Origin of the sequence: Pseudomonas sp. NPDC090201 (genome assembly GCF_044746825.1) — a bacterium.
Classification (GTDB): Bacteria; Pseudomonadota; Gammaproteobacteria; order Pseudomonadales; family Pseudomonadaceae; genus Aquipseudomonas; species Aquipseudomonas putida_AD.
Genome location: NZ_JBIVCX010000006.1, coordinates 245,440 through 268,686 on the forward strand (window position 1 = coordinate 245,440; position 23,247 = coordinate 268,686).

Below are 23,247 nucleotides of genomic sequence, written 5' to 3' on the forward strand. Positions count from 1 at the left end.
ACTCCACAGACACCAGCCAACAGGTCCATTGCCATGAAAGCGCTCATCGACGGTCTGCTCAAATTCCAGAGCGAAGCGTTCCCCAAACGCGCCGAACTGTTCAAACACCTGGCCAGCACACAAAGCCCGGCCACCCTGTTCATCACTTGCTCCGACAGCCGCGTGGTCCCGGAGCTGCTGACCCAGCAGGAGCCCGGCGAGCTGTTCGTGATCCGCAATGCGGGCAACATCGTGCCCTCCTACGGCCCTGAACCGGGCGGTGTGTCGGCCACGGTGGAATACGCGGTCGCGGTGCTCGGCGTGACCGACATCGTGATCTGCGGCCACTCCGACTGCGGCGCCATGACCGCCATCGCCCAGTGCAAATGCATGGACCACCTGCCTGCCGTGGCCAGCTGGTTGCGTCACGCCGAGTCGGCGCGCGTCATCAACAGCGCCCGCAGCCATGTGAGTGACACCGCCAAGGTGGGCTCGATGGTCCGTGAAAACGTCATCGCCCAACTGGCCAATATCCAGACTCACCCCAGCGTGCGCCTGGCCCTGGAGCAAGGCCGCCTGAACCTGCACGGCTGGGTCTACGACATCGAAACCGGCACGGTCGACGCGCTCGATGGCGCAACCCGTCGCTTCGTGCCGCTGGCCCGCCACCCCCACACCTACGCTCTACAGGCCCAACGCAACAGCGACGTCGCCTGAACCCCACACCCGTCCCCGAGGAGAATCACCATGCAACAGTCCAACGCCTATCAAGATCCAAGCCTGGCCCTGACCGCCAAGATCATCGACATCAAGTCGCAGAAGGGCCTGTCGTTCGAGCAACTGGCCGAAGGCACCGGCCTGAGCCTGACCTACGTCACCGCCGCGCTGCTGGGCCAACACCCGCTGCCCGCCAACGTCGCGCAGATCATCGGCCAGCGCCTGGAGCTCAACGATGACGACGTTCGCCAGCTGCAATCCATCCCGCTGCGCGGCAGCATCGGCCACGGCGTACCGACCGACCCGACTGTCTATCGCTTCTACGAGATGATCCAGGTCTACGGCACCACCTTGAAAGCCATCGTCCACGAGCAGTTCGGCGACGGCATTATCAGCGCCATCAACTTCAAGATGGACATCAAGAAGGTCGAAGACCCGGAAGGCGGCTCCCGCGCGGTGATCACCCTGGACGGCAAGTTCCTGCCTTACAAACCGTTCTGACCCTACGGCCGCTTCGCACATCACCGTAGCAGCACGGCTTGCCGGCGGGAGCGATGTATCTATGACGAATTTGCCGTCTGATACGCCGCCCCCGCCGGCAAGCCGTGCTGCTACGGAATCAAAAGCTGGCAGGTTTCCATTTCTGCCAAGTCCACTTGCCATTTGAACCATGTCCCCGCCCGCTGGTTTTTCCTAGGATCGGCCCTCCACGTATCCGAGGGAGAATGCTGATGTCCGATACCACCGAACGCCTGTGGGGGGCGCGGTTCAAATCCGGTCCCGCTGAGGCCATGGCCAACCTGTCGCGCTCGCCTGCCGTGTATTTCCGCATGACGCCCTACGACGTCGCAGGCTCTCGCGCCCACGCCCATGAACTGCAACGCGCAGGCCTGTTGAGCGCCGATGAAACCGATCGCATCATCGCCTGCCTCGAATCGATCAAGCACGACTTCGCCGAGGACAAGGTTCAGCCCATCGCCGCCGACGAGGACGTGCACACCTTCATCGAGCGCCTGTTGACCGAACGCCTCGGCGCGCTGGGCGGCAAGCTGCGAGCCGGTCGCTCGCGCAACGACCAGACCGCCAACGACATGCGCCTGTTCCTGCGGGACCGGGTCCGCACCCTGACCCTGTCGATCCTCGAGCTGCAACAGGCCCTGGTCGCCCAGGCCGAACAGCACCTGCACACCATCGCCCCCGGTTTCACGCACCTGCAGCAGGCCCAGCCGATTGTCTTCGCCCATCACCTCATGGCTCATGCCCAGGCGATTTCCAGGGATATCCAGCGCCTGCAGGACTGGGACCGCCGCTTCAGCCTTTCGCCCTTGGGCGCGGCGGCCATGGCGGGCTCGGCCATCGCCCGCGACCTGCAAAGTTCGGCGAAAGAGCTGGGTTACGCAGGCCCGTGCGAGAACTCCATCGACGCCGTCGCCAGCCGCGATCACGTCGCCGAATTCCTGTTCTGCGCCAGCATGCTGGGCATCAACATCTCGCGCATGGCCGAGGAATTCTGCCTGTGGACTTCACGGCAGTTCCGCTGGGTCGAGCTGGACGATGCCTATGCCACCGGCAGCTCGATCATGCCGCAGAAGAAAAACCCCGACATCGCCGAACTGGCCCGGGGCAAGTCAGGCCGTCTGATCGGTTCGCTGACGGCGATTCTGTCCGTGCTCAAGGCCCAGCCGCTGTCTTACAACCGTGATTTGAGCGAAGACAAACACGCAGTGTTCGACGCGGTGGATACTCTGGATCTGGTGCTCCCGGCGTTCGCGGGAATGGTGCGGACCATGACCGTGCGCAAGGACGAACTGCTGCGTCAGGCGCCGTTGGGCTTCACTCTGGCCACCGAAGTTGCGGACTGGCTGGCGGTGCGCGGCGTGCCGTTCAAGGAGGCCCACGAGATCACCGGGCAACTGGTGCAACTGTGCGAAGCGCAAGAGATAGGCCTTGAGGAGTTGACCCCGCAGATGCTGGCTGACACCGATGCACGGCTGACGCCTGAAGTGCTGCAAGCCCTGACCCTGGATGCTGCCCTGGCAGCCCGCAGTGGCTGGGGTGGCACCTCGCCGGTGCGCGTGGCGGAGCAGGTCGAGCGGTTCAAGGCGCAGTTGGTCGCGCAGGAGAAATGGGCCAAGGACTACAACGGCCCCCGCGCCTGAGTACCCCGTAGGAGCGCGCTTGCCCGCGACGGCGGTGTGTCATTCACCAGACATGTGTCTGGTCTGACGCAATCGCGGGCAAGCGCGCTCCTACAGGTGGTCTGTCAGCTTTTCTTCAAATACCCCTCAATTACCGCCGAAAAATCCTTCCCGCCATCCCCACGCAAACTCATCGCCTGATACAGCTGATGGGCGATGGCGCCGAGGATCACCGGTTGATGCGCCGCCTTGGCTGCGTCGGTGGCCAGGCCCAGGTCCTTGAGCATCAGCTCGGCACCAAAACCGCCAGTGTATCCCCGCGAAGCCGGCGCGGTTTCGACGATGCCGGGCCAGGGGTTGTACATCTCCGAACTCCAGCAGCGCCCGGTCGAGCTGTTGATGATCGTGGCCAGCACCGCCGTGTCGATCCCCAGCCGGTCGCCCAGGGCCATGGCCTCGGACACGCCGATCATGGAAATTCCCAGCAGCATGTTGTTGCAGATCTTGGCGATCTGCCCGGTGCCCACATCGCCGCAATGCACGATGTTGCGGCCCATCTGCGCCAGGATCGGCTTGAGCACGGTGTAATGCTCCAGGCTCGCGCCAACCATGAAGGTCAGGGTGCCAGCTTGTGCGCCGCCCGTGCCACCGGACACCGGCGCATCGCCCACCACCACACCTTGCCTGGCGGCCACGGCGGCGACATCGCGGATGGTCTGCGGATCGATGGTGCTGCAATCCACCGCAGGCACGCCGGCGGAAATCCCGGCCAGCACGCCGTCCTCGTTCAGATAGACCGCCCGCACATGAGCGGCCGCCGGGAGCATGGTGATGACCAGCTCTGCCCCTTCTGCGGCGTGTCTGGGCGACTCGCTGATGCGGCTGCCCAGCTCCGACAACTCGGCCAGCACCTGCTTGTTGAGGTCGAACAGATGCAGCTGATGCCCGGCCCGGATCAGGTTGCGCGCCATCGGCGCACCCATGTTGCCCAGACCGATGAATGCGATTTTCATGGTGTTCTCCTTTACTGATTCAAGCAGCCCCCGTAGGAGCGCGCTTGCCCGCGATTGCGGTGTGTCTGTGCCTATGGTGGTGTCTGACACGACGCCATCGCGGGCAAGCGCGCTCCTACAGCGGTATGACGTCAGCGCTGCTCAGCGCAGATTGATCGTCGTGTTCACTCCGTCATTCACGCTGTCGTCGTCGAACCAGCGGCTGGTGACGGTCTTGGTCTGAGTGTAGAACTGCACCACCTGTTTGCCGTACGGGCCCAGATCGCCGAGTTTCGAGCCGCGCGAGCCGGTGAAGCTGAAGAACGGCACCGGCACCGGAATCGGGATGTTGATGCCCACCTGGCCGATGTCGATTTCGCTCTGGAATTTGCGCGCCGCCGCGCCGCTCTGGGTGAACAGGCCGACGCCGTTGCCGAAGGGGTTGGCGTTGACCAGCTCGATGGCCTGATCCAGGGTGTCGACTTCGATGACACAGAGCACCGGCCCGAAGATTTCCTGGGTGTAGATCTGCATCTGGGTGGTCACACCGGTGAACAGGGTCGGGCCGACAAAGTTGCCCTCCTCGTAACCGGCCACCTGGATCCCGCGGCCGTCCAGTTCCAGCTTCGCGCCTTCCTCAACGCCGCTTTCGATCAGGTCCAGGATCCGCTGCCTGGCACGCTTTGAAATCACCGGCCCGACATCGGTGCCTGGCTCGTTCCCGGCATTGACCTTGAGCTTCTGCGCCAGTGCCTTGAGGTCAGGAATCCACTGCTTCGACGCGCCGACCAGCACCACCACCGAGGTCGCCATGCAGCGCTGCCCGGCCGCACCAAAACCTGCGCCCACCAGTGCGTTGAGGGTCTGCTCGCGGTTGGCATCGGCCAGCACCACGGCGTGGTTCTTGGCGCCCATCATCGACTGCACGCGCTTACCGTGCTTGCCCGCCAGGTCATAGACGTGGGTGCCGACCGCGGTCGAACCGACGAAGGAAATCGCCTTGATGTCCTTGTGGGTGCAGATCGCGTCCACCACCTCCTTGCCGCCGTGCACGACGTTGAGCACGCCCGCCGGAACCCCGGCCTCGACCGCCAGTTCCACCAGCAGCATGGTCGACATCGGGTCCTGTTCGGATGGCTTGAGCACGAAGGTGTTGCCGCAGGCGATGGCCATCGGGAACATCCACAGCGGAATCATCGCCGGGAAGTTGAACGGTGTGATGCCCGCACACACGCCCAGTGGCTGGCGCAAGGTGTAAGTGTCGACGCCGCCTGCGACGTTCTCGGCGAACTCGCCCATCTGCAGGGTGCCGATGGAGCAGGCGTGCTCGACCACTTCGAGGCCGCGAAAGATGTCGCCCTCGGCGTCGGCGATGGTCTTGCCCTGTTCGGCACTGAGCACCACGGCGATGCGTTTGGAATGCTCGCGAATCAACGCCTGCAGCTTGAGCATGATGCGCATGCGCGCGCCGATGGGCGTGTCGCGCCAGGTCTTGAAGGCCTTGTGCGCGGCGGCGACGGCGGCGTCCACTTCAGCGGCGGTGGCAAACGGCACCTTGGCCAGCACTTGCTGTGTCGCCGGGTTGACCACGTCCAGCCATTCGCCGGATTGCGACTCGACCCATTCGCCGTCGATCAGCAGTTTCACGCGGGCCACTGTGGTGTTGTTCTGATTCAGTGAAACGTTCATTGCAGATACTCCATTCTCGATTCGACACAGCCTCTATGGGCGTGGTTGGTGGCGCGGCGGGTCGCGCTTCATCAATGCGGTACAGACCAGCGCCACCAGCGCCATGCCCACCAGGTAAACGATCACGTAATGCGGACTGCCCCCGCCCATGGCAAGCAACTGCGTGGCGATCATCGGCGCGAAGCCGCCGCCCAGCACGCCGGCCAGTTGCACGGAAACCGAAATGCCGCTGTAGCGGATTTCAGCCGGGAATTGTCGGGCGAACAGCAGGGACTCCGGCGCATACAGAATCGGAAAGACCACGCCCACCGCCAGCACCATCGCCCACCACACCAGCACCGGATCGCGGGTGCCGAGCATGGCGAAAAACGGATAGACGAAGGCGCAGAGCAGCAACAGGCCAGCGAAGTACAGGCGCTTCTGGCCGACGCGGTCGGAGATGTGGCCACACAGCGGCATGGTCACCAGGGACAGTGCTGCGCCTGCGGTGATGGCCCCCAAGACATCGGCGCGGGGGATCTGCAACTGGTTGGCCGCGTATGCCAGGGCGAAGGTCACCGACATGTAGAACCAGGCGTTCTCGGCGGTGCGTGCGCCGATGATGGTCAGGGTCTCCCGAGGGTGATCGCGGAACACCTTGAACAGCGGCACCTTGACTGCGATCTTGTCCTTTTTCAGCTTCTCGAAGTCAGGGGATTCCGGGACTTTCAGGCGAATCAGCCAGCCCACGCCGAGCAACACGACGCTGGCCAGAAACGGAATCCGCCAGCCCCAACTGAGCATGTCCTCTTCGGGCAGCTTGGCAACCATCGCCATGGCCAGCGACGCCAGCACCAACCCGGCGCCGACCCCAGTTTGCGGCAGGCTGCCGTAGAAGCCTTTCTTGCCTTCGGGCGCGTGTTCGACAGCCATCAACACCGCCCCGCCCCACTCACCGCCGACCGCCATGCCTTGCAGAAAGCGCATCGCCACCAGGATCACCGCCGCCCAGTAACCGATCTGCTGATAGGTGGGAATCAGGCCGATGATGATGGTCGGGATACCCATGAGCATCAGGGTGAACAGCAGCATGGACTTGCGCCCGATGCGGTCGCCGAAATGGCCGAACACGATGCCGCCCAGCGGGCGTCCGAGAAAGCCCACGGCATAGGTGGCGAACGCAGCCAGCACACCGATGATAGGGTCCAGTGCCGGGAAGAAGATTTTGTTGAAGATCAGTGCGGCGGCCGTGCCGTAGAGGAAAAAGTCGTACCACTCGATGGTGGTCCCGGCCATGCTTGCAGCGCCGGCCAGACGGTAGGCCTTGGTCTTGGATCTGGCAGCACTGGCGTCAGGTGCGCCAGCGTTCGCCGTTATAGCGTTCTTCATAAACTCCTCCGCTTATTTATTGTTGTGCAGGGTGTTATGGCGTGTGGGTGATGCGATGTTGCAGGTAAGTCTCCGGTTGGATCGACCACTGTAGGAGCGCGCTTGCCCGCGACGGGGGGTGTCTGTGCCAGTGTTGCTGTCTGGCACGACGCTATTCGCGGGCAAGCGCGCTCCTACAAAAGCGGGATCGCGTCATGACGTGCTTCGGAGTATAGATGTGCAAACTTCTAACAAGAACGCACATAAAAGCAGGTCCAACATGCAAAAAAACATCACCTCCCTGAGCGCGCTGAACTGGGATGACCTGAAGTTTTTTCTGGAAGTGGCCCGTACCCGCAAGGCCAGTTCGGCGGCCAAGCGGCTCGCGGTGGACTACACCACCGTGTCGCGGCGGATCAATTCGCTGGAGGCCTCGCTGGGCACGCTGCTGTTCGAGAAATCGCGCAACAACGGCTTCGTGCTGACCGCCGAGGGCCAGCGATTGCTGGGGTCGGCGGAATCCATCGAAAGCACGCTGCACATCGCCTGCGAGCAGGTATCAGGCTCTGGCGTGGCGCTGTCGGGCCATGTGCGGATGGGCTGCACCGAGGGTTTCGGCAGTTTCTTCGTCACGCCCCAGTTGAGCCACTTCACCGACACCTACCCGGCGATCTCGGTGGACATACTGCCGCTGCCGCACTTCATCAGCCTGTCCAAGCGCGAGGCCGACATCGTCATCGCTCTGGAGCGCCCGGAGCACGGGCCCTACGTGTGCTGCAAGCTGTGCGACTACAACCTGCGGCTGTACGCCACCCAGGAATACCTGGAGCGCCACGCGCCGATCCAGCGCATCGAGGATCTGGCCGACCACCCGTTCATCAGCTACGTCGATGACCTGACCTTCAGCAATGAATTGCTCTACCTGAACAACCTGCTCCCCGGTGCCCACGCCCCGCTGCGCAGCACCAGCGTCATCGCCCAGTACATCGCCGCCCTGCAAGGCCGGGCACTGGCGATCCTGCCGTGCTTCCTCGCGGCGCAGGATGCGCGATTGCTGCCGGTGCTGGAATCCCAGGTGAACATCACGCGGCAGTTCTGGATGTACTGCCGGGAGGACCTGAGGAAGCTCAAGCGGATCACGTTGTTATGGGACTACATCCGCCAGACCACCGAGCAGAATCAGGCGTTTTTGTTGGGGGCGTCCAGGGTCATGTCGTTCGTGGATTGACCGCCCGGCACCGACTTGTAGGAGCGCGCTTGCCCGCGACCGCGTTCTCTCTGGCGTGGCGATGGCGACTGAACTGACGCAATCGCGGGCAAGCGCGCTCCTACAGGCTCGCGAACCTCTAGATCGCACCTTGCCACCATAGTTTAGAAATCTCTGAACTATGCATTTGAGCTTTCCTATTCTTTCCGTTCATCGGGCGCACCTAAGATCGGCTCCAATAAAGGAGCCCGTCCATTCAGAGACACGGCCCGAAGATTGCCTTTTTCAGATGTGACTGCCGCTGTACCCCGTTTCGGCTCGCGCCGGGGCGAAGCTTTGCCGCAGGCATGTCAATTGCGAGACGCAATCTTTGAGGACGCTCGATGAAACTGGAAATCTTCCGCACGATGTGGGGCTACACCGCAAGCCGGGCCCAGGCGCTGGACGAATTGCTGGAGGCTGGCTTCGACGGCATCGAAGCGCGCCTGCCGCTGACGCCAGTGGAGCGTGCCGAGCTTGGTGCCTTTCTGCGCGCCAACCACCTGCCCTACATCGCCACGGTGTTCACCGCCTACGACGTCCTGCCCGAACAATCGGCGACCACCGCCGAGCACCTGATCGATCTTGAAAAGAAACTGTCCTGGTCCACCGAACTGGCGCCGCGCTTCGTCAACGTGCTGGCCGGCAACGACCGCTGGCAGCTGCCGCAACAGGTCGACTTCTTTGGCCAGGCGCTGGAACTGGCGCGCAAGCACGGCCAGACCGTCACCTTCGAGACCCATCGCGCCCGCTCGCTGTTCAACCCGTGGGTGACCCTGGAGCTGATCCGCCAGTTGCCGGATTTGCGCTTCACCAGCGACATCAGCCACTGGATCGTCACCTGCGAGCGCCTGCTCGATGATCCGGAAGACGACCTCAGCGCCTTCGTCGAGCGCGTGCATCACATCCAGGCCAGGGTCGGATATGACCAGGGCCCGCAAGTCCCCCACCCCGCCGGCCCCGAGCGCGCGAAAGAGCTGGCCTTCCATCAGCAGCACTGGGAGGCGATCTGGCAATCCCAGCAGGCGCGCGGCTATCAGGTCACCACTCTGACCCCCGAATTCGGCGCCGACGGCTACCTGCATCACCTGCCCTTCACCAACGTGCCGGTGGCCGACCTGTGGTCGCTGAATGTGTGGATGGGCCGCACCGAACGAGAGCACTTCAAGCGTTTCACGCATACAACAAGCCGATAAGGAGCGTTTCGCCATGCCCGACCAGTCTCAAGCAGCGGCGACGAAGGTCGCCAACTTCAGCAGCATCCCGGTGGTGGACATCGCCGGTCTGTTCAGCGCCGACATCAGCGCGCGCCAGGCCGTCGCCGATGAACTCGGCAAGGCCGCCCGCGAAGTGGGTTTTCTGTACGTCAGGAACCACGGCATCGATCCTGCGCTGATCGACGGGCTGCGCCAGGCGGCCAAGGACCTGTTTGCCCAGTCGCTGGACTACAAGATGCAGCATTACATCGGCACCTCGCGCAGCCACAAGGGCTTCGTGCCCGAGGGCGAAGAGGTGTATGCCAAGGGCAAGCCCGATCACAAGGAAGCCTTCGACATCGGTTTTGAAGTGGGCGACGAAGATCCGCTGGTGATCGCCAGGACGCCGCTGATCGGCGCCAATGAATGGCCCGACCTGCCCGGCTTCCGCCCGGCCGTCGAAGCCTACTACGCCGCCGTGTTCGCTCTGGGGCGCCGCCTGTTCGATGGCTTCGCCCTGGCGCTGGGCCTTGAGGAAGGCTACTTCGAGGCGATGGTCACGCGCCCGCCGTCCAAGCTGCGGCTGATCCATTATCCGTTCGATGGCGCTGCGCAGGACGCGCCCGGTATTGGTGCACACACCGATTACGAGTGCTTCACCATGCTGCTGGCCGACAAGCCCGGCCTTGAGGTGATGAATGATCTGGGCCAGTGGATCGACGCGCCACCGGTGGAAGGTGCGTTCGTGGTCAACATCGGCGACATGCTGGAGGTCATGACCGCTGGTACGTTCGTTGCTACGGCTCATCGGGTACGCACCGTGCGCGAGGAGCGCTACTCCTTCCCGCTGTTTTTCGCCTGCGACTTCCACACCCAGATCAAGCCGCTTCCTCAATTCGAGAAAGAAGGGACGGAGTACGAAGAGATCACCATCGGCGAGCACATGTTCGGCCAGGCCCTGCAGACCTATCAGTACCTGCGGCGCAAGGTCGAAAGCGGCGAGCTCAAGCTCTACGAAAAAGCCCGCAAGCCGTCGAGCTTCGGCCACCTGAAGAACCAGGCACAGGACGCTTCCTGATGCCCCACAAGACCTTCCAACACACCGTGCCTTACCTTCCTGACGTGGAGTCACCGACGATGCGCAACACTTTGAACACTGCTGTTCGCTTGACCGTTCTTGCCACCGCCGTGCTCGGCGCGACTGCTTTTGGTACAGCTGCCCAGGCCGCAACCACCGTGACCCCGGGCCAGTTCAAGGTCGGCATGGAGATCACCTATCCGCCGTTTGAGTCCTATGATGAGAAGAAGAACGTCGTCGGCGCCGACCCGGACCTGTCGCGCCTGCTGGCCAAGCACATGGACCTCAAGCCCGAGTTCGTCGACACCAAGTTCTCCAGCCTGATCCTGAGCCTCAACGCCGGGCACTACGACGCGATCATTTCCGGCATGTACATCACGCCCGAGCGCCAGACCCAGGCCCAGACCATCGCCTACGCCAAGACCGGCGCGGCGATCATGGTGCTCAAGGACAGCACGCTCAAGCCCAAGGTGCCGGAAGACCTCTGCGGCGTGAAAATCGGCCTGGAAAAAGGCACCACCTGGGTCGCCCAGTTCAACAAGCTGTCCACCGAATACTGCGTGCCGAACAACAAGGGGCCGATCGCGGTCAGCGAGTTCCCGTCGGCACCTGAAGTGACCCAGGCGCTGCTGTCCGGCAACGTTCAGGCCCAAGTGGAAATCGACGGCGCCGCCGGCATGATCGCCGAACGCACCAAGGGCCGCGTGGTGGTCAGCACCGAGCACTCGATCTACCAGCAGACGTTGGGCATCTACGTGAAGAAAGGCAACGACGAGCTGTATCAGGCGCTGCTCAAGGCCTTCGACGAGACCAAGAAATCCGGTGAGTACGCAGCGCTGCTGAAGAAGTACAACCTGGAAGAGCCGAGTAATTAAATGACGCACCGCTTGTAGGAGCGCTTGCCCGCGATGGCGGTCGACCCGAAACGAATCCGGCGACTGATACACCACCATCGCGGGCAAGCGCGCTCCTACAAGACGTTGCGTTTGCAGGGTCTTGCCCTCGCTGAGGTGTGTATGCAATTCGAATGGTCCTACTTTTTTTCGCTGTTCTCGGTCTCGGATTTCTGGGAATCGTGCATCACCGTGATCCAGCTCAGCGCGCTGGGCTGGTTCATCGGCATGCTGCTGGGGTTCCTGCTGGCTTCGGCCAAACTCTCAAGCTCGCGCTGGATCAGCGTGCCCGCCTCCGTTTATATCTGGTTCTTCCGCAGCGTCCCGTTACTGGTGCTGGTGGTGTTCACCTACAACCTGCCACAGATGTTTCCGATCACCCGCGAAGTGCTGTCCAATCCCTTCTATTCCGGGCTGCTGGCGCTGGTCGTGACCGAGGCTGCGTACATGGCCGAGATCCATCGCGGCGGCCTGATCTCGGTCGCCCGCGGCCAGAAGGAAGCCGGCCGTGCGCTGGGCATCGGGCTGATCGGCATGCAGCGGCTGATCGTCATTCCCCAGGCCTTTCGTATCTCCCTGCCGACCCTCATCAACGAATACATCACGGTGGTCAAGCTGACCTCGCTGGTGTCGGTGATCTCGTTGACCGAGCTGCTCACCGTGGGCCAGCGCCTGTACGCGCAGAACTTTCTGGTCATGGAAACCCTGTCGGCAGTGGCGGTGTATTACGTGATGATCGTGACCGTGTTCGGCTGGCTGTTTCACTGGCTCGAACAGCATCTGGAACTGAACAACCGCAAGCCGCAAACCCTCGATGAAAGCGCCCTGACCCTGTTGCGCGCCCGCGTGCTGGGCCAGCCTGGCAAAATCCGGCAAGCCGACGCAGCGCCCGGTGCGGCGCCCGCCCTGCAACTGGTGGACATTCATAAAAGCTACGGCCAGCATGAGGTGCTCAAGGGCATCAACCTGGACGTGAATGCCGGCCAGGTGATTTCGATCATCGGCCCGTCAGGCTCCGGCAAGACCTCGCTGATCCGCACCGTCAACAGCCTGGAAAGCATCGACAAGGGCGAGATCATCCTGTTTGGCGGCAGCTTCATTCGCGCCGGCGACAACCACAACGCGCCGCAGATCCGCCGTGGGGTACAGCGCATCGGCATGGTGTTCCAGAGCTTCAACCTGTTTCCCCACCGCACCATTCTCGACAACGTGACCCTGGCCCCGCGTTATCACGGCCGCGACAAGGCCATCAGCGAACAGCGTGCCTATGCGCTGCTCGACAAGGTCGGCCTGCTGGCCCACGCCCACAAATACCCGCATCAGTTGTCGGGCGGGCAACAACAGCGCGTGGCGATTGCCCGGGCGCTGGCGATGGACCCGCAGATCATGCTGTTCGATGAACCGACTTCGGCGCTGGACCCGGAACTGGTGGGCGATGTGTTGAAGGTCATCGGTGATTTGGCGAAGGAAGGCATGACCATGCTCATCGTCACCCATGAGATGGATTTTGCGCTGTCGATTTCCGACCGGGTGATCTTCATGGAAAACGGCGTGGTGCAGGTCGATGCCGCGCCGCAGAGCATTCTCGCTGACCAGTGCGGCGAGCGGGTGCGCAAGTTCATGGGGCTCGATAACGTGGTTGTCCCGCAGGAGCCCGTGCGCAAGGAGGCGTGAGCGGCTATCGTAGCCCTACCACGCCCCAGGGGATGCCTGAAATGGACAGCTATACACCGATGAACTGCGATCTCTACGACTACCTGGAGATCGCCTGCATGCACGGTTACCGGTTGAAGGTCGAGCTGGTGGACGGCCAGACGTTCGAGGGCAAGCCGCTCACCTCCCGGACAGCGCCGAGCAAAGAGGAGTTTCTGCTGTTCGCCGACGGCCTGGCCGAGGTGCGCCTGGATCAACTCGCGGCCATCACCCCGCTGGATGCCGGGGCGAGTTTCGGGCGGGTCGAGCTGGGCAATTCGTTTTGTGCCACGTGAGCGGGTGTTGGCCGTCCTCTATCCCGTAGCAGCACGGCTTGCCGGCGGGGGCGATTTCAAGGACGCCGTCGCGGGCAAGCGCGCTCCTACAGGCGTCGCACACCCCGTAGCAGTCCGGCTTGCCGGCGTCAGCGTCCGAAAGATCGCCGACGCCGGCAAGCCGGACTGCTACGGGATGGGTATGGCTACAACTCCAGCATCAACCCGCTCAAGCGCTTGACCTTGCGCCGCAACGCTTCTTCGAACACGCCCTGTCGCGGTTCGATCAGGCTGAACCAGTGCTTGGCGCGGGTGATGCCGGTGTAGATCAGCTCCTTGGTCAGCACCGGGTTCAACGCCTCGGGCAGGATCAGCGCGGTGTGGGCGAATTCCGAGCCCTGGGACTTGTGCACGGTCATGGCGTACACCGTCTCGACATCATTGAGCCGGCTCGGCAGCACGAAACGCACCCCGCCACTGCCATCGTTGCGCGGGAAAGCCACGCGCAAGGCCTGGCGATTCTCCTCGGGCGCACCCTCAGGCAAACGCAGGGCAATGCCGATGTCGCCGTTCATCAAGCCCAGCCCGTAGTCGTTGCGGGTCATGAGCACCGGGCGACCTTCGTACCACTGCTGGTCACTCTCGATCAGCCCGGCGGCGTACAGCGTCTGAGTAATGCGCTGGTTCAAACCCTCGACGCCCCACGGCCCTTTTCGTACAGCACAAAGCAACTGGAACTCATCAAACGCACCGAGCACCGTTCGCGCCCACTCGACACAGCGCGGGTCGTCGATGGTTGTCAGGCCCTGCGGCCTCTGCGACCCCATGACGCCCAGATAATGCCGATAGCCTTGCGGCCCGTTACCGTGCCCGTCGAGCAACAGCCGCGACAAGGCCCGATCCTGCTCGCCCTTGAGCGCCAGGGAAAACAGGTCCGGATACGTGCGGGTCGCCAACAGCGCACGCGCTTCCTTGTCCTGCTGCCGGTTGACCCGTTGCGCCAACTGGCCGATGCCGCTTCCCTCGCCGAAACGCCGGGAATGACGGAGCATCACCACCTGCTGGGCCAACGCATGCCTGTTTTCGTCACCGGGCTGCAGGCCACTCTTTTCCAGGTCCTCGCCGCTGACCGATTCCAGCCACGCCCGCGTCTGGGGGCTGTACATGCCCGCCTCGGCATCACGGCACAGATCACCCAGCACCGCACCGGCTTCCACCGATGCGAGCTGGTCCTTGTCGCCGAGCAACACCATGCGCGCGTGGGGCGGCAAGGCGTCCAGCAGGTTGGCCATCATTTCCAGGTCGATCATCGACGCTTCGTCCACCACCAGCACGTCCAGCGGCAACGGGTTGCCCGCGTGGTGACGGAAATGCCGAGTGCCGGGGCGGCTGCCCAAGAGGCGGTGCACGGTGGTCACCTCACTGGGAATCTTCTCGCGCACGTTGTCGGGCACGTGCAGTGACTGCACCTGATGGCTGATGGACTCGGTCAGGCGCGCAGCCGCCTTGCCGGTGGGTGCGGCCAGGCGAATCCTCAGCGGCGTGCCCTGCTCCACCGCAGGCGATTGCAGCAACGCCAGCAGGCGCACCACGGTGGTGGTCTTGCCGGTGCCGGGGCCGCCGGTGATGATGCTGAACGCACCACGGGTGGCCAGTGCGCAGGCCAGTTTCTGCCAGTCCACCAGCGCCTCGGGAGAATGATCGGCCGGCCCGAACAGCGCATCCAGCCGTTGTGCAAGATCACCGGGCGCAGGTTCAGCCTGGTTAAGGCGCAGATGCAGCGCGGCATCGATACGCCGCTCGTACATCCAGTAGCGGCGCAGGTACAGGCGCCGCTCGGACAACACCAGCGGCTTCTGCGCGGCGCTGGCGCTGTCATCCCCGGCCCTGGCCACCAGCACGCTGTCAGCCAGCGCCTGGCACCAGGTCGCACCGTCCAGCGCCTTGAGCAGCGCCGAGGGGAGCAGCATGGGCGTGGACAGCAGATCACCTTCGGGCGGCAGCGAAAGGGCGAAGTCCGGCTCTTTCAGGGTTTCAAAGAGATCCAGGCACACATGGCCGTGGCCCAGTTGATGACTGGTCAGGGCCGCCGCCAGCAGCACCAGGGAATCGGCGGTCGGATCGAGGTCCGCAAGAAAAGCCACGAAGGCCTTGTCCAGCGCCCGCAACCAGCCGCGCTCGACCCAGCGCTCCAGCAACAGCAGCAAGTCGTCGACACGCGCAAGCGGCGCCAGACGGGCCAGGCTCTCGGCATCCAGCGGCGTGGGCAGCAGATGGGCAAAGGTGCGGTTCATGCGAGGTCTCCTGACAGTACGGCATCTGCATTCACGGGGCGGCCCTGGAACAGCGCGTCCAGGCTCTCGATCAGTTCTCGGGAAGGCCTTGTGAACCACGCGCCCTGGCTGGCCGCACGGCTGCCACGGACGAACAGATAGACCGCGCCGCCCATGTGCAGGTCATAGTCGTAATCGGCCAACCGCGCCTTGAGCTGGCGATGCAGGGCCAGCAGATACAGCACGTATTGCAGGTCGTAGCGGTTGTCCAGAATGGCGTTTTCCATGGCCTGGGTGGTGTAGGCATCGTCTTCGACACCCAGCCAGTTGGACTTGTAGTCGGCCACGTAGTAACGCCCCTGATGTTCGAACGTCAGGTCGATGAAGCCCTTGAACATGCCATTGAGCGAGACGGTATCGGTCGCCGCGCGCGGTGCCCCGTTGTGGGTGTAGCGGCGCACGAGTGCGTCCATCTGCGCGACGTCGACTTTCGAGCAGGCGAACCAGAATTCCATTTCGACGCGGTACTGGTTGGGCTGGTCGAGTTCACGCAGGGCCACGGGAGCAGCATCGCCGCCCAGGCGCAATGGCATGTTCAACAGGTGCGAGAGCCAGTCGGTCAGGGTGTTGATCCAGCCGGTCCAGTCCCGCCGATTGCAGCGTTGGGCGACAACCTTTTCCAGCCGCTCCCGATCGCTCGCAGCCGCAGCGAAACCTTTCTCCCCAGCCCACTCCAGCAGGCCGTGGAGGAAGGTGCCGGGGTTTGGTCCGCGCGGGAAGCGGTGGATATCGCCGCCGCTGACCAGCGTTTCCCGTGGTGCATCCGGGTCCAGGCGTTCGTCGTCGAACAGCTTCTGGGCCTGGGGGCTGTCGGGGGACTGGTCACCGCTGTCGGTGATGATGTCGCCAATGCGCAAGGCGCTGTAGGAGGCGATCCACCAGTTTTCCCGAGCGCTGCGGCGCGGCATGCGCGGCTTACTCAGCGCGACTTCGCTACGCGGCGCGCTGAAGGTAGCGTCGGTGGGTTCGGGCACGGCCTGGACACTGACGCTTGGCTGGTTTTCAGCCAGCGAGCGCAGCCATTGCCCCAGGCCAGTCGATTCGGCCAGCACCTGCCCGCCACCCAGCAGATACCCGAGCGCCGAGCGGTGCAGGGTCGAGCTGTTGGCGTTGCCGCGCTTGAGGTCGGCGACGCCCAGCCAGCAGGCGTGTTGCGCCCGGGTGAGTGCCACGTAGAGCAGGCGCAGGTCTTCGGCCAGGCGTTCGTCGTCGGCCTGCTCGATCAAAGCCTCGGTAGGCTGCAGGCTGATCTGCGCCTGGCCTTGTGCGTCGTGATAATGCAGCGGCAGGCGGCTTCCATCCACAGGCTTGTTGGAGCAAATGAACGGCAGGAACACCAGCGGGTACTCCAGGCCCTTGGATTTGTGGATGGTCACCACCTTGACCAGTTGCTCATCGCTTTCCAGGCGCAGGATCTGCTCCTCGCCCGCCTGACCGGACAGCGCCAGGTGCTCGCTCAGGTGACGAATCAGCGCCTGCTCGCCGTCCAGTTCAGCAGCAGCCTGCTGCATCAGTTCGGACAGGTGCAGCAGGTTGGTCAGCACCCGTTCGCCATCGTTGCGCTGGATCAACGCCTGGGGCAGCTTGAAGTCGTGCAGCAGGCGCCGCAGCATCGGCAGCACGCCCTGGCTGCGCCAGATCCGCCGATAGTCGCGGAACTGCATGACACGGCGCTCCCACGCCAGCTCGTCGCGGTTCAGCAGCTCAAGCTCGGCCAACGGCAGGTCCAGAGTGATGCAGGCCAGCGCCGCGCGCAACGTGCGCTCGGCGTCGGGCTCGGCGCAGGCCTTGAGCCAGGCCAGCAGGTCATGGGCTTCTTGCGCGGCAAATACCGAGTCCTTGTCGGAGAGGTAGACGCTGCGTACGCCACGAGCCGTCAGTTCGCCCCTGACTGCCTGGGCCTCCTTGCCATCGCGCACCAGAATCGCGATGTCGGCAGGCAGCAGGCCTTTGACCGGCTCCCCCTCTCTGGCAAAACCTGCACGCCCCTGTTGGCCAGCGTTGAGCAGCCCCACAATCTGGCTGGCGCAACTGGCGGCCAGTTGCTGACGATACAGCGTGCCCGAGACCGGTTGATCGCTCTCCAGTTGCCAGACGTTCAGCGCGGCGACCACCTGGCCATCGACTTGAAACAGCTCTTTGCGGCCCTGGGAGCGCACCGCCTGAAACGGCACCGGGTTTTGATCGGGGCTGCGAAACAGAAAGGCCCCCCGGCCTACCGGGTTCTCTTCGGCCCGCACGAACACATGGTTCACGGCCTCGACCATCGAGTGGCTGGAGCGGAAGTTGGTGCCCAGGGTATGCAGGCGCCCGGTGGTTGCAGTCCGGGCGCGCAGGTAGGTGTAGATGTCTGCGCCACGGAAGGCATAGATCGCCTGCTTGGGGTCGCCGATCAGGAACAGGCCGGTGCTTTCGTCGTTGGTTTCCAGATGGTAGATGCTGTCGAAAATCCGGTACTGAACCGGGTCCGTGTCCTGGAACTCATCGATCAAGGCCACCGGGAACTGCTCGCGAATCAAGGTTGCCAGACGCTCGCCGCCCGAGCCGCGCAGGGCAGCGTCCAGCCGCAACAGCATGTCGTCGAAACCCATTTCGGCAAGCCGGCGTTTTTCTTCCTCGAAACGCGCGCCGACCCAATGCGCGGCGTGTTCGAGCACGGCGGCGTCAGGGGTCGGAAGCTTGGCGAGTGCTTCCTGCAGACCGACCATGGCCTCCAGGCCCGGGTGGACCGGCGGCTCGGACTTCCATACCTCGGCAAGGCCGTGGGGAGTCAGGCGGGTGAAACCGGTGCGAATGTCGAGCTTGTCCTGATCCGGATCATTGGCCCAGGCGCTGATCTGGTCGAACCAGGAGGTGTAGTGATTGGACTTGAAGCGAGTGCCATCGACAGCCTTTGTCCGGGACGCCTCCCGGCAGATCGCCAACAGCTCCGGTACCCACTCGACCCAGGGTGCCTTGAGCATGTTCAGCGCTTCACGACGGGCACCGACCGATGCTTCGATCAGCTGTGCCGGCGTCTGAGTGCCCGGCGCACGTTCACTGCCGAACATCGCCCGAACCTTGGGCAGCAAAGTCACAGGACCGACCCAGTGCTTGCGCACCCAGGCCAGGGCGTCGCCGGACATGGGATAGCAGAACTTGCGCCAGTAATCGCGCAGCACTTCGCCGAGCAGATCGCTGTGGTCGGTTTCCAGGCTCTGGGTGAACAGGCTGCCGCTGTCGAACGCGTGCTCGCGCAACATGCGCTGGCACCAACTGTGGATGGTCGAGACCGCGGCTTCGTCCATCCACTGGGCGGCGATGTCCAGCCGGCTTGCGCACCCGGCCCACGCCTGGGGTGCGAACTCGTCACGCAGATCGGCGATCAACGCATCAGGGGCCTGGATCTCTTCGCGAAAGAATCGCGCCGCTTCAGCCAGGCGCGTACGAATGCGATCGCGCAGCTCTTTGGTCGCGGCATCGGTGAAGGTCACCACCAGAATCTGCGGCGGCAGCAACTCGCGGCCAAAGCCCGAGACTTCATTGCCATGGCCGAGCACCAGGCGCAGGTACAGCGCGGAAATGGTGAAGGTCTTGCCGGTACCGGCGCTGGCTTCAATCAGCTGGCTGCCCTTGAGCGGAAAGCGCAGGGCCAGGGGTTGTTGTGCGTCACTCATGCTCAGGCCTCCTCGCTGGACAGAGACTGCCAGGGCGCGTCGAATATCGGTTTGTACAATGCCTCGCACCAGCCGACGAACTCCTCGGTGTCGAGCAGCGCGTCGAAATCCGGGTACTGGCGGGCCAGCGCAGTGCTCTCGGCGTGCTCACCGGCCATGTTCTGCCCATCGCCGTCATAGGCTTTGCGGGCGGCGCCTTCGGCCTTGATTTCGTCACTCTGACCGACCCACGCGAAGGCGGTTTTCATCGCCACAGGCAGCGGCCGGTGCATGCCCTGCTCCCAGGCCAGCAGCAGGTCATTGAGGGTTCGTTTCGCCTGCTCGGCCTCCAGGGGCGGCAGCAGCAGCGTCTCATCGCTGGCCACCAGGGCGGTGGTGAGCGGCAGATCGCAGGCGCAGGCCACCAGGTGGTTGACCCAAGGCTTGCCCAGGCGATGCCACTTGCGTGATTTCTTGCCGCCGATGGCGTTCGGGATGGCCGTGACCGCCAGCAGCTCACCCTGAGCATTGCGATGAAGGCCGTCGAGCCAGCCATCCAGGGCGATCCCCTGATGCTGGTACTTCACCGAAGTTGCGCTGTGCAGTCTTTCCGGCCACCGGGACAGCAGCTCGTGATAGCGCTGCACAAGCGCTGGCAGCGGCTCGATCAACTCGTCCTGCAGCAGTTCGCCGAAACCTGCCATGGGCAGCAGGCCGCTGCCTTGCAAGCGAGCGGCCTGGGCGATGAGTCGCTCCAGCGCCTGATCCGGGTCGATCAACGCGGCCTGCAACAAGCTGTCGCTCAGGCCGTAGTGCTGCAGGGCGTCGAGCACGAACGGCTCATCGTCGGCCAATGGCGCCTGGGCCACTTCAAAGAAGATCTTCAAGCGCTGGCTGAAGAAGTATTTGACCGGGTTGCGCAGGAAATCCTGCAACTGCGCAAGGCTCAACGGCTCTTCCTGCTCATGGCGCGTCAGCGGTCCGACCTCGCTGCGTTCGTCGGCAGCTTCGTGCAGCACCTGCCATTCCCGGGCGAAGCTGAAGTACTCCATGTTTTCCTGAAAGTACTTGGCGCTGAAGGGTTGCAGCGGATGTTCGAGCGTCAGGGCATGCAACAGTTGCTGGCCCGGATCGCGCTTGCTGGCGTCTTCAGGTTCCTGGGCGTCGGCGAGCTTCCAGCCGCTGGCGAGGTGGTCGCGCAACTGGCCGATCAGCACCGACGCAGGTCGCTCGGAGTTGTCGCGAATGCTGCGGCCCACCCAACTGATGTACAGCTGATCACGCGCCGAGAGCAGTGCCTCAAGCAGCAGGTAGCGGTCGTCCTCCCGACGCGAACGGTCACCGGGGCGGTAATCGCTGCCCATCAGGTCGAAGTCCAGCGGCGGTTGCGCCCGTGGGTAGTCGCCATCGTTCATGCCCAGCAGGCAAACGACCTTGAATGGAATGGCCCGCATCGGCATCAGGGTGCAGAAGTTCACAGAACCTGCGAGGAAACGTTGCGACAGGCGCCCCTGGTCCAGGCCTGCGAGCCAGGCTTCACGCACGACGGTGAGCGGGAGTTGCTCCAGAAGGCCGACCGTTTCGCAGGTCTCGAGCCAGTTTTCACGCAGGGTTTCCAGCTGGCTGAGCAGGTAGTCGTCATGCTCGCTGTCTGGAGTGAAGAACAACTGCATGAGCGCTTGCAGACGCGTCCCCCACTCTGCGGGTGTCGCCTCCCTGGACAGTTCGTTATGGGCCACTTCCAAGGCATCGAGCAAAGCCACCAGCGGACCGATGAGCGCCGCATCCAGCCCGCCGATTTCATCGTAGGGTTCGATGCCGTCATAGGCTGTTCCGGCACCCACGGCGTAACCCAGCAGCATCCGGCGCAGGCCGAAATGCCAGCTGTTCTGCTCCAGTGCTTCGGGCAGACCCAGGCCTTCACGCTGCCCGGCGTTGAGCCCCCACCGCACGCCTGCACCTTCGATCCAGCGGTGCAGGGTGGGCAGGTCGCGCTCGTCGATGCCGAAACGTGCACGCAGCGCAGGGACGTCGAGCAGATCGAGAATCTCGCTCACCGGGAAGCGGCTGTCAGGGATCTTCAACAGATGCTCGACGGCGATCAGCAGCGGATCTCGACCACGCTGGCCCTGGTCGGCCAGGGTGAACGGAATGAAGCGCCGGTCTTCGCGATCCAGCTGCCCGAACACCGCGCGGATGTGCGGCGCGTAGCTGTCGATGTCCGGGACCATGACGATGACGTCACGGGGGCGAAGTTCAGGATTGGCGCTGAAGCGCGCAAGCAACTGATCGTGCAGCACTTCCACTTCGCGCTGGGCGCTGTGGGCAACGTGGAAGCGGATCGAGCGGTCTTTCCTTATATCGACGGCGGGCCACAGCTCGCGGGTTTCGCTCAGGGGGCGCAGTTCGAGGATGTCGTCCTGCAACTGATTGAGGACGGTCTGTGGATCACTTTCACTGAACAGGTCGATACGGCCGTCACGGAACACCGAACGGTAGCTGTTGGGATCGTCGTGGCTGTCGAGCAGGTTGATGTAGTCACGCCCCTGTTTGCCCCAGGCGGCCAGCAGAGGGTGCGCATGCTGATGCAGCGCGTCGGGGTTGAGAACGACGGGCATGCCAGCCTTGCGCGACTGACGTTTGTATTCGTGGCGCAGCAGGTCCTTGTCGGCGACGATGTCGGCCCAATGGTGCCGACAGGGGTTGTGCACGCACAGCAGCACCTGACTGAATCGAGCCAGCCCGGCCAGGGCCTCAAGTGCCTGGGCGGGCAACGAAGAGATACCGAACACGATCACCCGCGCAGGCAAACCGGCTGGGGCTTCGCTCAGGGCGTTGATACGTTCCATGTAGCGCCGGTGCACCCCTGCGCGGCTCTGGGCCATGCCTTCGGCGCCTACGTCATGGAGCAAGGCTCGCCACAGTTCGGCCTGCCAGCAGTTCTCGGGTTTGAGCGGCGTGATGTCGCCGCGCACGTTCTTGAGCTGGTGCTTGCCTTGGGCCCAGTCTTCCAGCCAGTCGGCGCGATAGACCTGGTATTGGTCGAAGAGGTCGGCCAGCCGCTCGGACAATTGATAACGCTTGCGCAGATCAGTGTCGGCGGTCAGGAAGCGCTGCAACGGCTCGAAGTGAGGCTGGTCGATCAGGGTCGGCAACAGGCGCATCAGGCGCCAGGTCAGCGGGGCCTTGTCCAGCAGCGAGGTTTCCGGAATTTCGTCCTTGCCCAACACGGCGCGGTAGAGCTGCCACATGAAGCTGCCGGGCAGTTGCACGTCGATTGCTGCGGCAATGCCACAACCTCCCTGATCGTCATCCTGGGTGTCTTCGGCCAGGGCCAGTTTGAGCCACTGGGCGATGCCGTTGCTCTGGACGAGTGCGACTTCGTTTTCAAGAGGCGTGAGTGGATAACGGCGCATCCACGACACGACAAGACTGCGCAGTTCATCCAGGCGGTTGCCATGCACCACCATGAACCCGGGATTGAGGCTGGATGTCACCGGCATAGCTGCTTCCTTGGCATTTGGAGAGGGAGAAGACTAACAGAGGGGCATGACGACCTGTAGCGGTATGGCTTGCCGTGCTGCTACGGAATAGGCGCCACAACGTGTAGGAGCGCGCTTGCCCGCGATGGCGGTGGGTCAGGCGGTGCGGTGGTGTTTGTTCTGGCGCAGTCGCGGGCAAGCGCGCTCCTACAGGGGTCAAGGGCAGCATTCAGACGATGGCGGACCTGAGATCGCCTCGCCGGTAAGCCGGACTGCTACGGGATAGGCGCCACAATCGCCTGTAGGAGCGCGCTTGCCCGCGATGGCGGTGGGTCAGGCGGCGTTGCGGTGGCGGTCATGCCTGGGTCGCGGGCAAGCGCGCTCCTACAGGGCGGCGTCAGGGTGGAAAACTTTTCCAGGCGCAAAAACAAAACCCCAACCGCGTTAGCGATTGGGGTTCTGGAATTTAATCTTGACGATGACCTACTCTCACATGGGGAAACCCCACACTACCATCGGCGATGCATCGTTTCACTTCTGAGTTCGGGATGGGAT

15 protein-coding genes and 1 rRNA gene are annotated in these 23,247 nt (G+C 63.5%); 9 read left to right on the forward strand and 7 right to left on the reverse strand.

The features are described 5' to 3' along the window. Positions 1 to 33: 33 nt before the first annotated feature. The 3 genes from ACIPOO_RS18765 (at position 34) to argH (ending at position 2,855) form a co-directional block, all read left to right on the forward strand. Entirely contained in the window at positions 34 to 696 is a 663-nt protein-coding gene (locus ACIPOO_RS18765) for a carbonic anhydrase (protein ID WP_274135888.1), read from the forward strand. Positions 697 to 726: 30 nt separating this feature from the next. Continuing rightward, entirely contained in the window at positions 727 to 1,197 is a 471-nt protein-coding gene (cynS, locus tag ACIPOO_RS18770; protein WP_274135890.1) for a cyanase, read from the forward strand. A 230-nt stretch (positions 1,198 to 1,427) separates the two neighbouring features. Beyond that, the gene (gene argH, locus ACIPOO_RS18775; RefSeq protein WP_400608911.1) at positions 1,428 to 2,855 is read left to right on the forward strand and encodes an argininosuccinate lyase; all 1,428 of its coding nucleotides are present in this window, start codon (positions 1,428 to 1,430) and stop codon (positions 2,853 to 2,855) included. A gap of 104 nt (positions 2,856 to 2,959) precedes the next feature. Here the strand turns inward: argH and mmsB are convergent, their stop codons facing one another. The 3 genes from mmsB to ACIPOO_RS18790 form a co-directional block, all read right to left on the reverse strand. Continuing rightward, positions 2,960 to 3,847 (reverse strand): 3-hydroxyisobutyrate dehydrogenase, encoded by an 888-nt coding sequence (mmsB, locus tag ACIPOO_RS18780; RefSeq protein ID WP_400608913.1) that lies wholly within the window; start codon positions 3,845 to 3,847, stop codon positions 2,960 to 2,962. A 141-nt stretch (positions 3,848 to 3,988) separates the two neighbouring features. Further along, the gene (locus ACIPOO_RS18785) at positions 3,989 to 5,515 is read right to left on the reverse strand and encodes a CoA-acylating methylmalonate-semialdehyde dehydrogenase (RefSeq protein WP_400608915.1); all 1,527 of its coding nucleotides are present in this window, start codon (positions 5,513 to 5,515) and stop codon (positions 3,989 to 3,991) included. A 33-nt stretch (positions 5,516 to 5,548) separates the two neighbouring features. Continuing rightward, positions 5,549 to 6,883, reverse strand: coding sequence for an MFS transporter (locus ACIPOO_RS18790; protein WP_400608917.1), 1,335 nt, complete (start codon positions 6,881 to 6,883; stop codon positions 5,549 to 5,551). Between the two features lie 259 nt (positions 6,884 to 7,142). Here ACIPOO_RS18790 and ACIPOO_RS18795 point away from each other — a divergent pair, with 259 nt between their 5' ends. From ACIPOO_RS18795 to ACIPOO_RS18820, 6 genes are all read left to right on the forward strand, one after another. Beyond that, positions 7,143 to 8,090 carry a LysR family transcriptional regulator gene (locus ACIPOO_RS18795; RefSeq protein ID WP_400608919.1) on the forward strand — a complete coding sequence of 316 codons (948 nt, stop codon included), beginning with the start codon at positions 7,143 to 7,145 and terminating at the stop codon, positions 8,088 to 8,090. A 362-nt stretch (positions 8,091 to 8,452) separates the two neighbouring features. Then, entirely contained in the window at positions 8,453 to 9,304 is an 852-nt protein-coding gene (locus tag ACIPOO_RS18800; protein ID WP_400608921.1) for a sugar phosphate isomerase/epimerase family protein, read from the forward strand. Positions 9,305 to 9,317: 13 nt separating this feature from the next. Then, complete coding sequence (locus tag ACIPOO_RS18805) at positions 9,318 to 10,382, forward strand: isopenicillin N synthase family oxygenase (protein ID WP_274135902.1); 1,065 nt, start codon at positions 9,318 to 9,320, stop codon at positions 10,380 to 10,382. Positions 10,383 to 10,441: 59 nt separating this feature from the next. After that, entirely contained in the window at positions 10,442 to 11,257 is an 816-nt protein-coding gene (locus ACIPOO_RS18810; RefSeq protein ID WP_400608952.1) for an ABC transporter substrate-binding protein, read from the forward strand. A 141-nt stretch (positions 11,258 to 11,398) separates the two neighbouring features. Further along, positions 11,399 to 12,949, forward strand: a complete 1,551-nt coding sequence (locus ACIPOO_RS18815; RefSeq protein WP_400608923.1) for an amino acid ABC transporter permease/ATP-binding protein — start codon at positions 11,399 to 11,401, stop codon at positions 12,947 to 12,949. A 41-nt stretch (positions 12,950 to 12,990) separates the two neighbouring features. Then, positions 12,991 to 13,263 carry a Rho-binding antiterminator gene (locus tag ACIPOO_RS18820; protein WP_400608925.1) on the forward strand — a complete coding sequence of 91 codons (273 nt, stop codon included), beginning with the start codon at positions 12,991 to 12,993 and terminating at the stop codon, positions 13,261 to 13,263. A 185-nt stretch (positions 13,264 to 13,448) separates the two neighbouring features. Here the strand turns inward: ACIPOO_RS18820 and recD are convergent, their stop codons facing one another. The 4 genes from recD to rrf all read right to left on the reverse strand — a co-directional run. Beyond that, positions 13,449 to 15,536, reverse strand: coding sequence for an exodeoxyribonuclease V subunit alpha (recD, locus tag ACIPOO_RS18825; RefSeq protein WP_400608927.1), 2,088 nt, complete (start codon positions 15,534 to 15,536; stop codon positions 13,449 to 13,451). Continuing rightward, entirely contained in the window at positions 15,533 to 19,231 is a 3,699-nt protein-coding gene (gene recB, locus ACIPOO_RS18830) for an exodeoxyribonuclease V subunit beta (RefSeq protein WP_400608929.1), read from the reverse strand. Before recB ends, recD begins: the two co-directional genes overlap by 4 nt. Positions 19,232 to 19,233: 2 nt before the next feature. Continuing rightward, positions 19,234 to 22,713, reverse strand: a complete 3,480-nt coding sequence (gene recC / locus ACIPOO_RS18835) for an exodeoxyribonuclease V subunit gamma (protein WP_400608931.1) — start codon at positions 22,711 to 22,713, stop codon at positions 19,234 to 19,236. Positions 22,714 to 23,162: 449 nt separating this feature from the next. After that, positions 23,163 to 23,247: ribosomal RNA gene (rrf, locus tag ACIPOO_RS18840) — 5S ribosomal RNA — on the reverse strand; the annotation flags it as partial.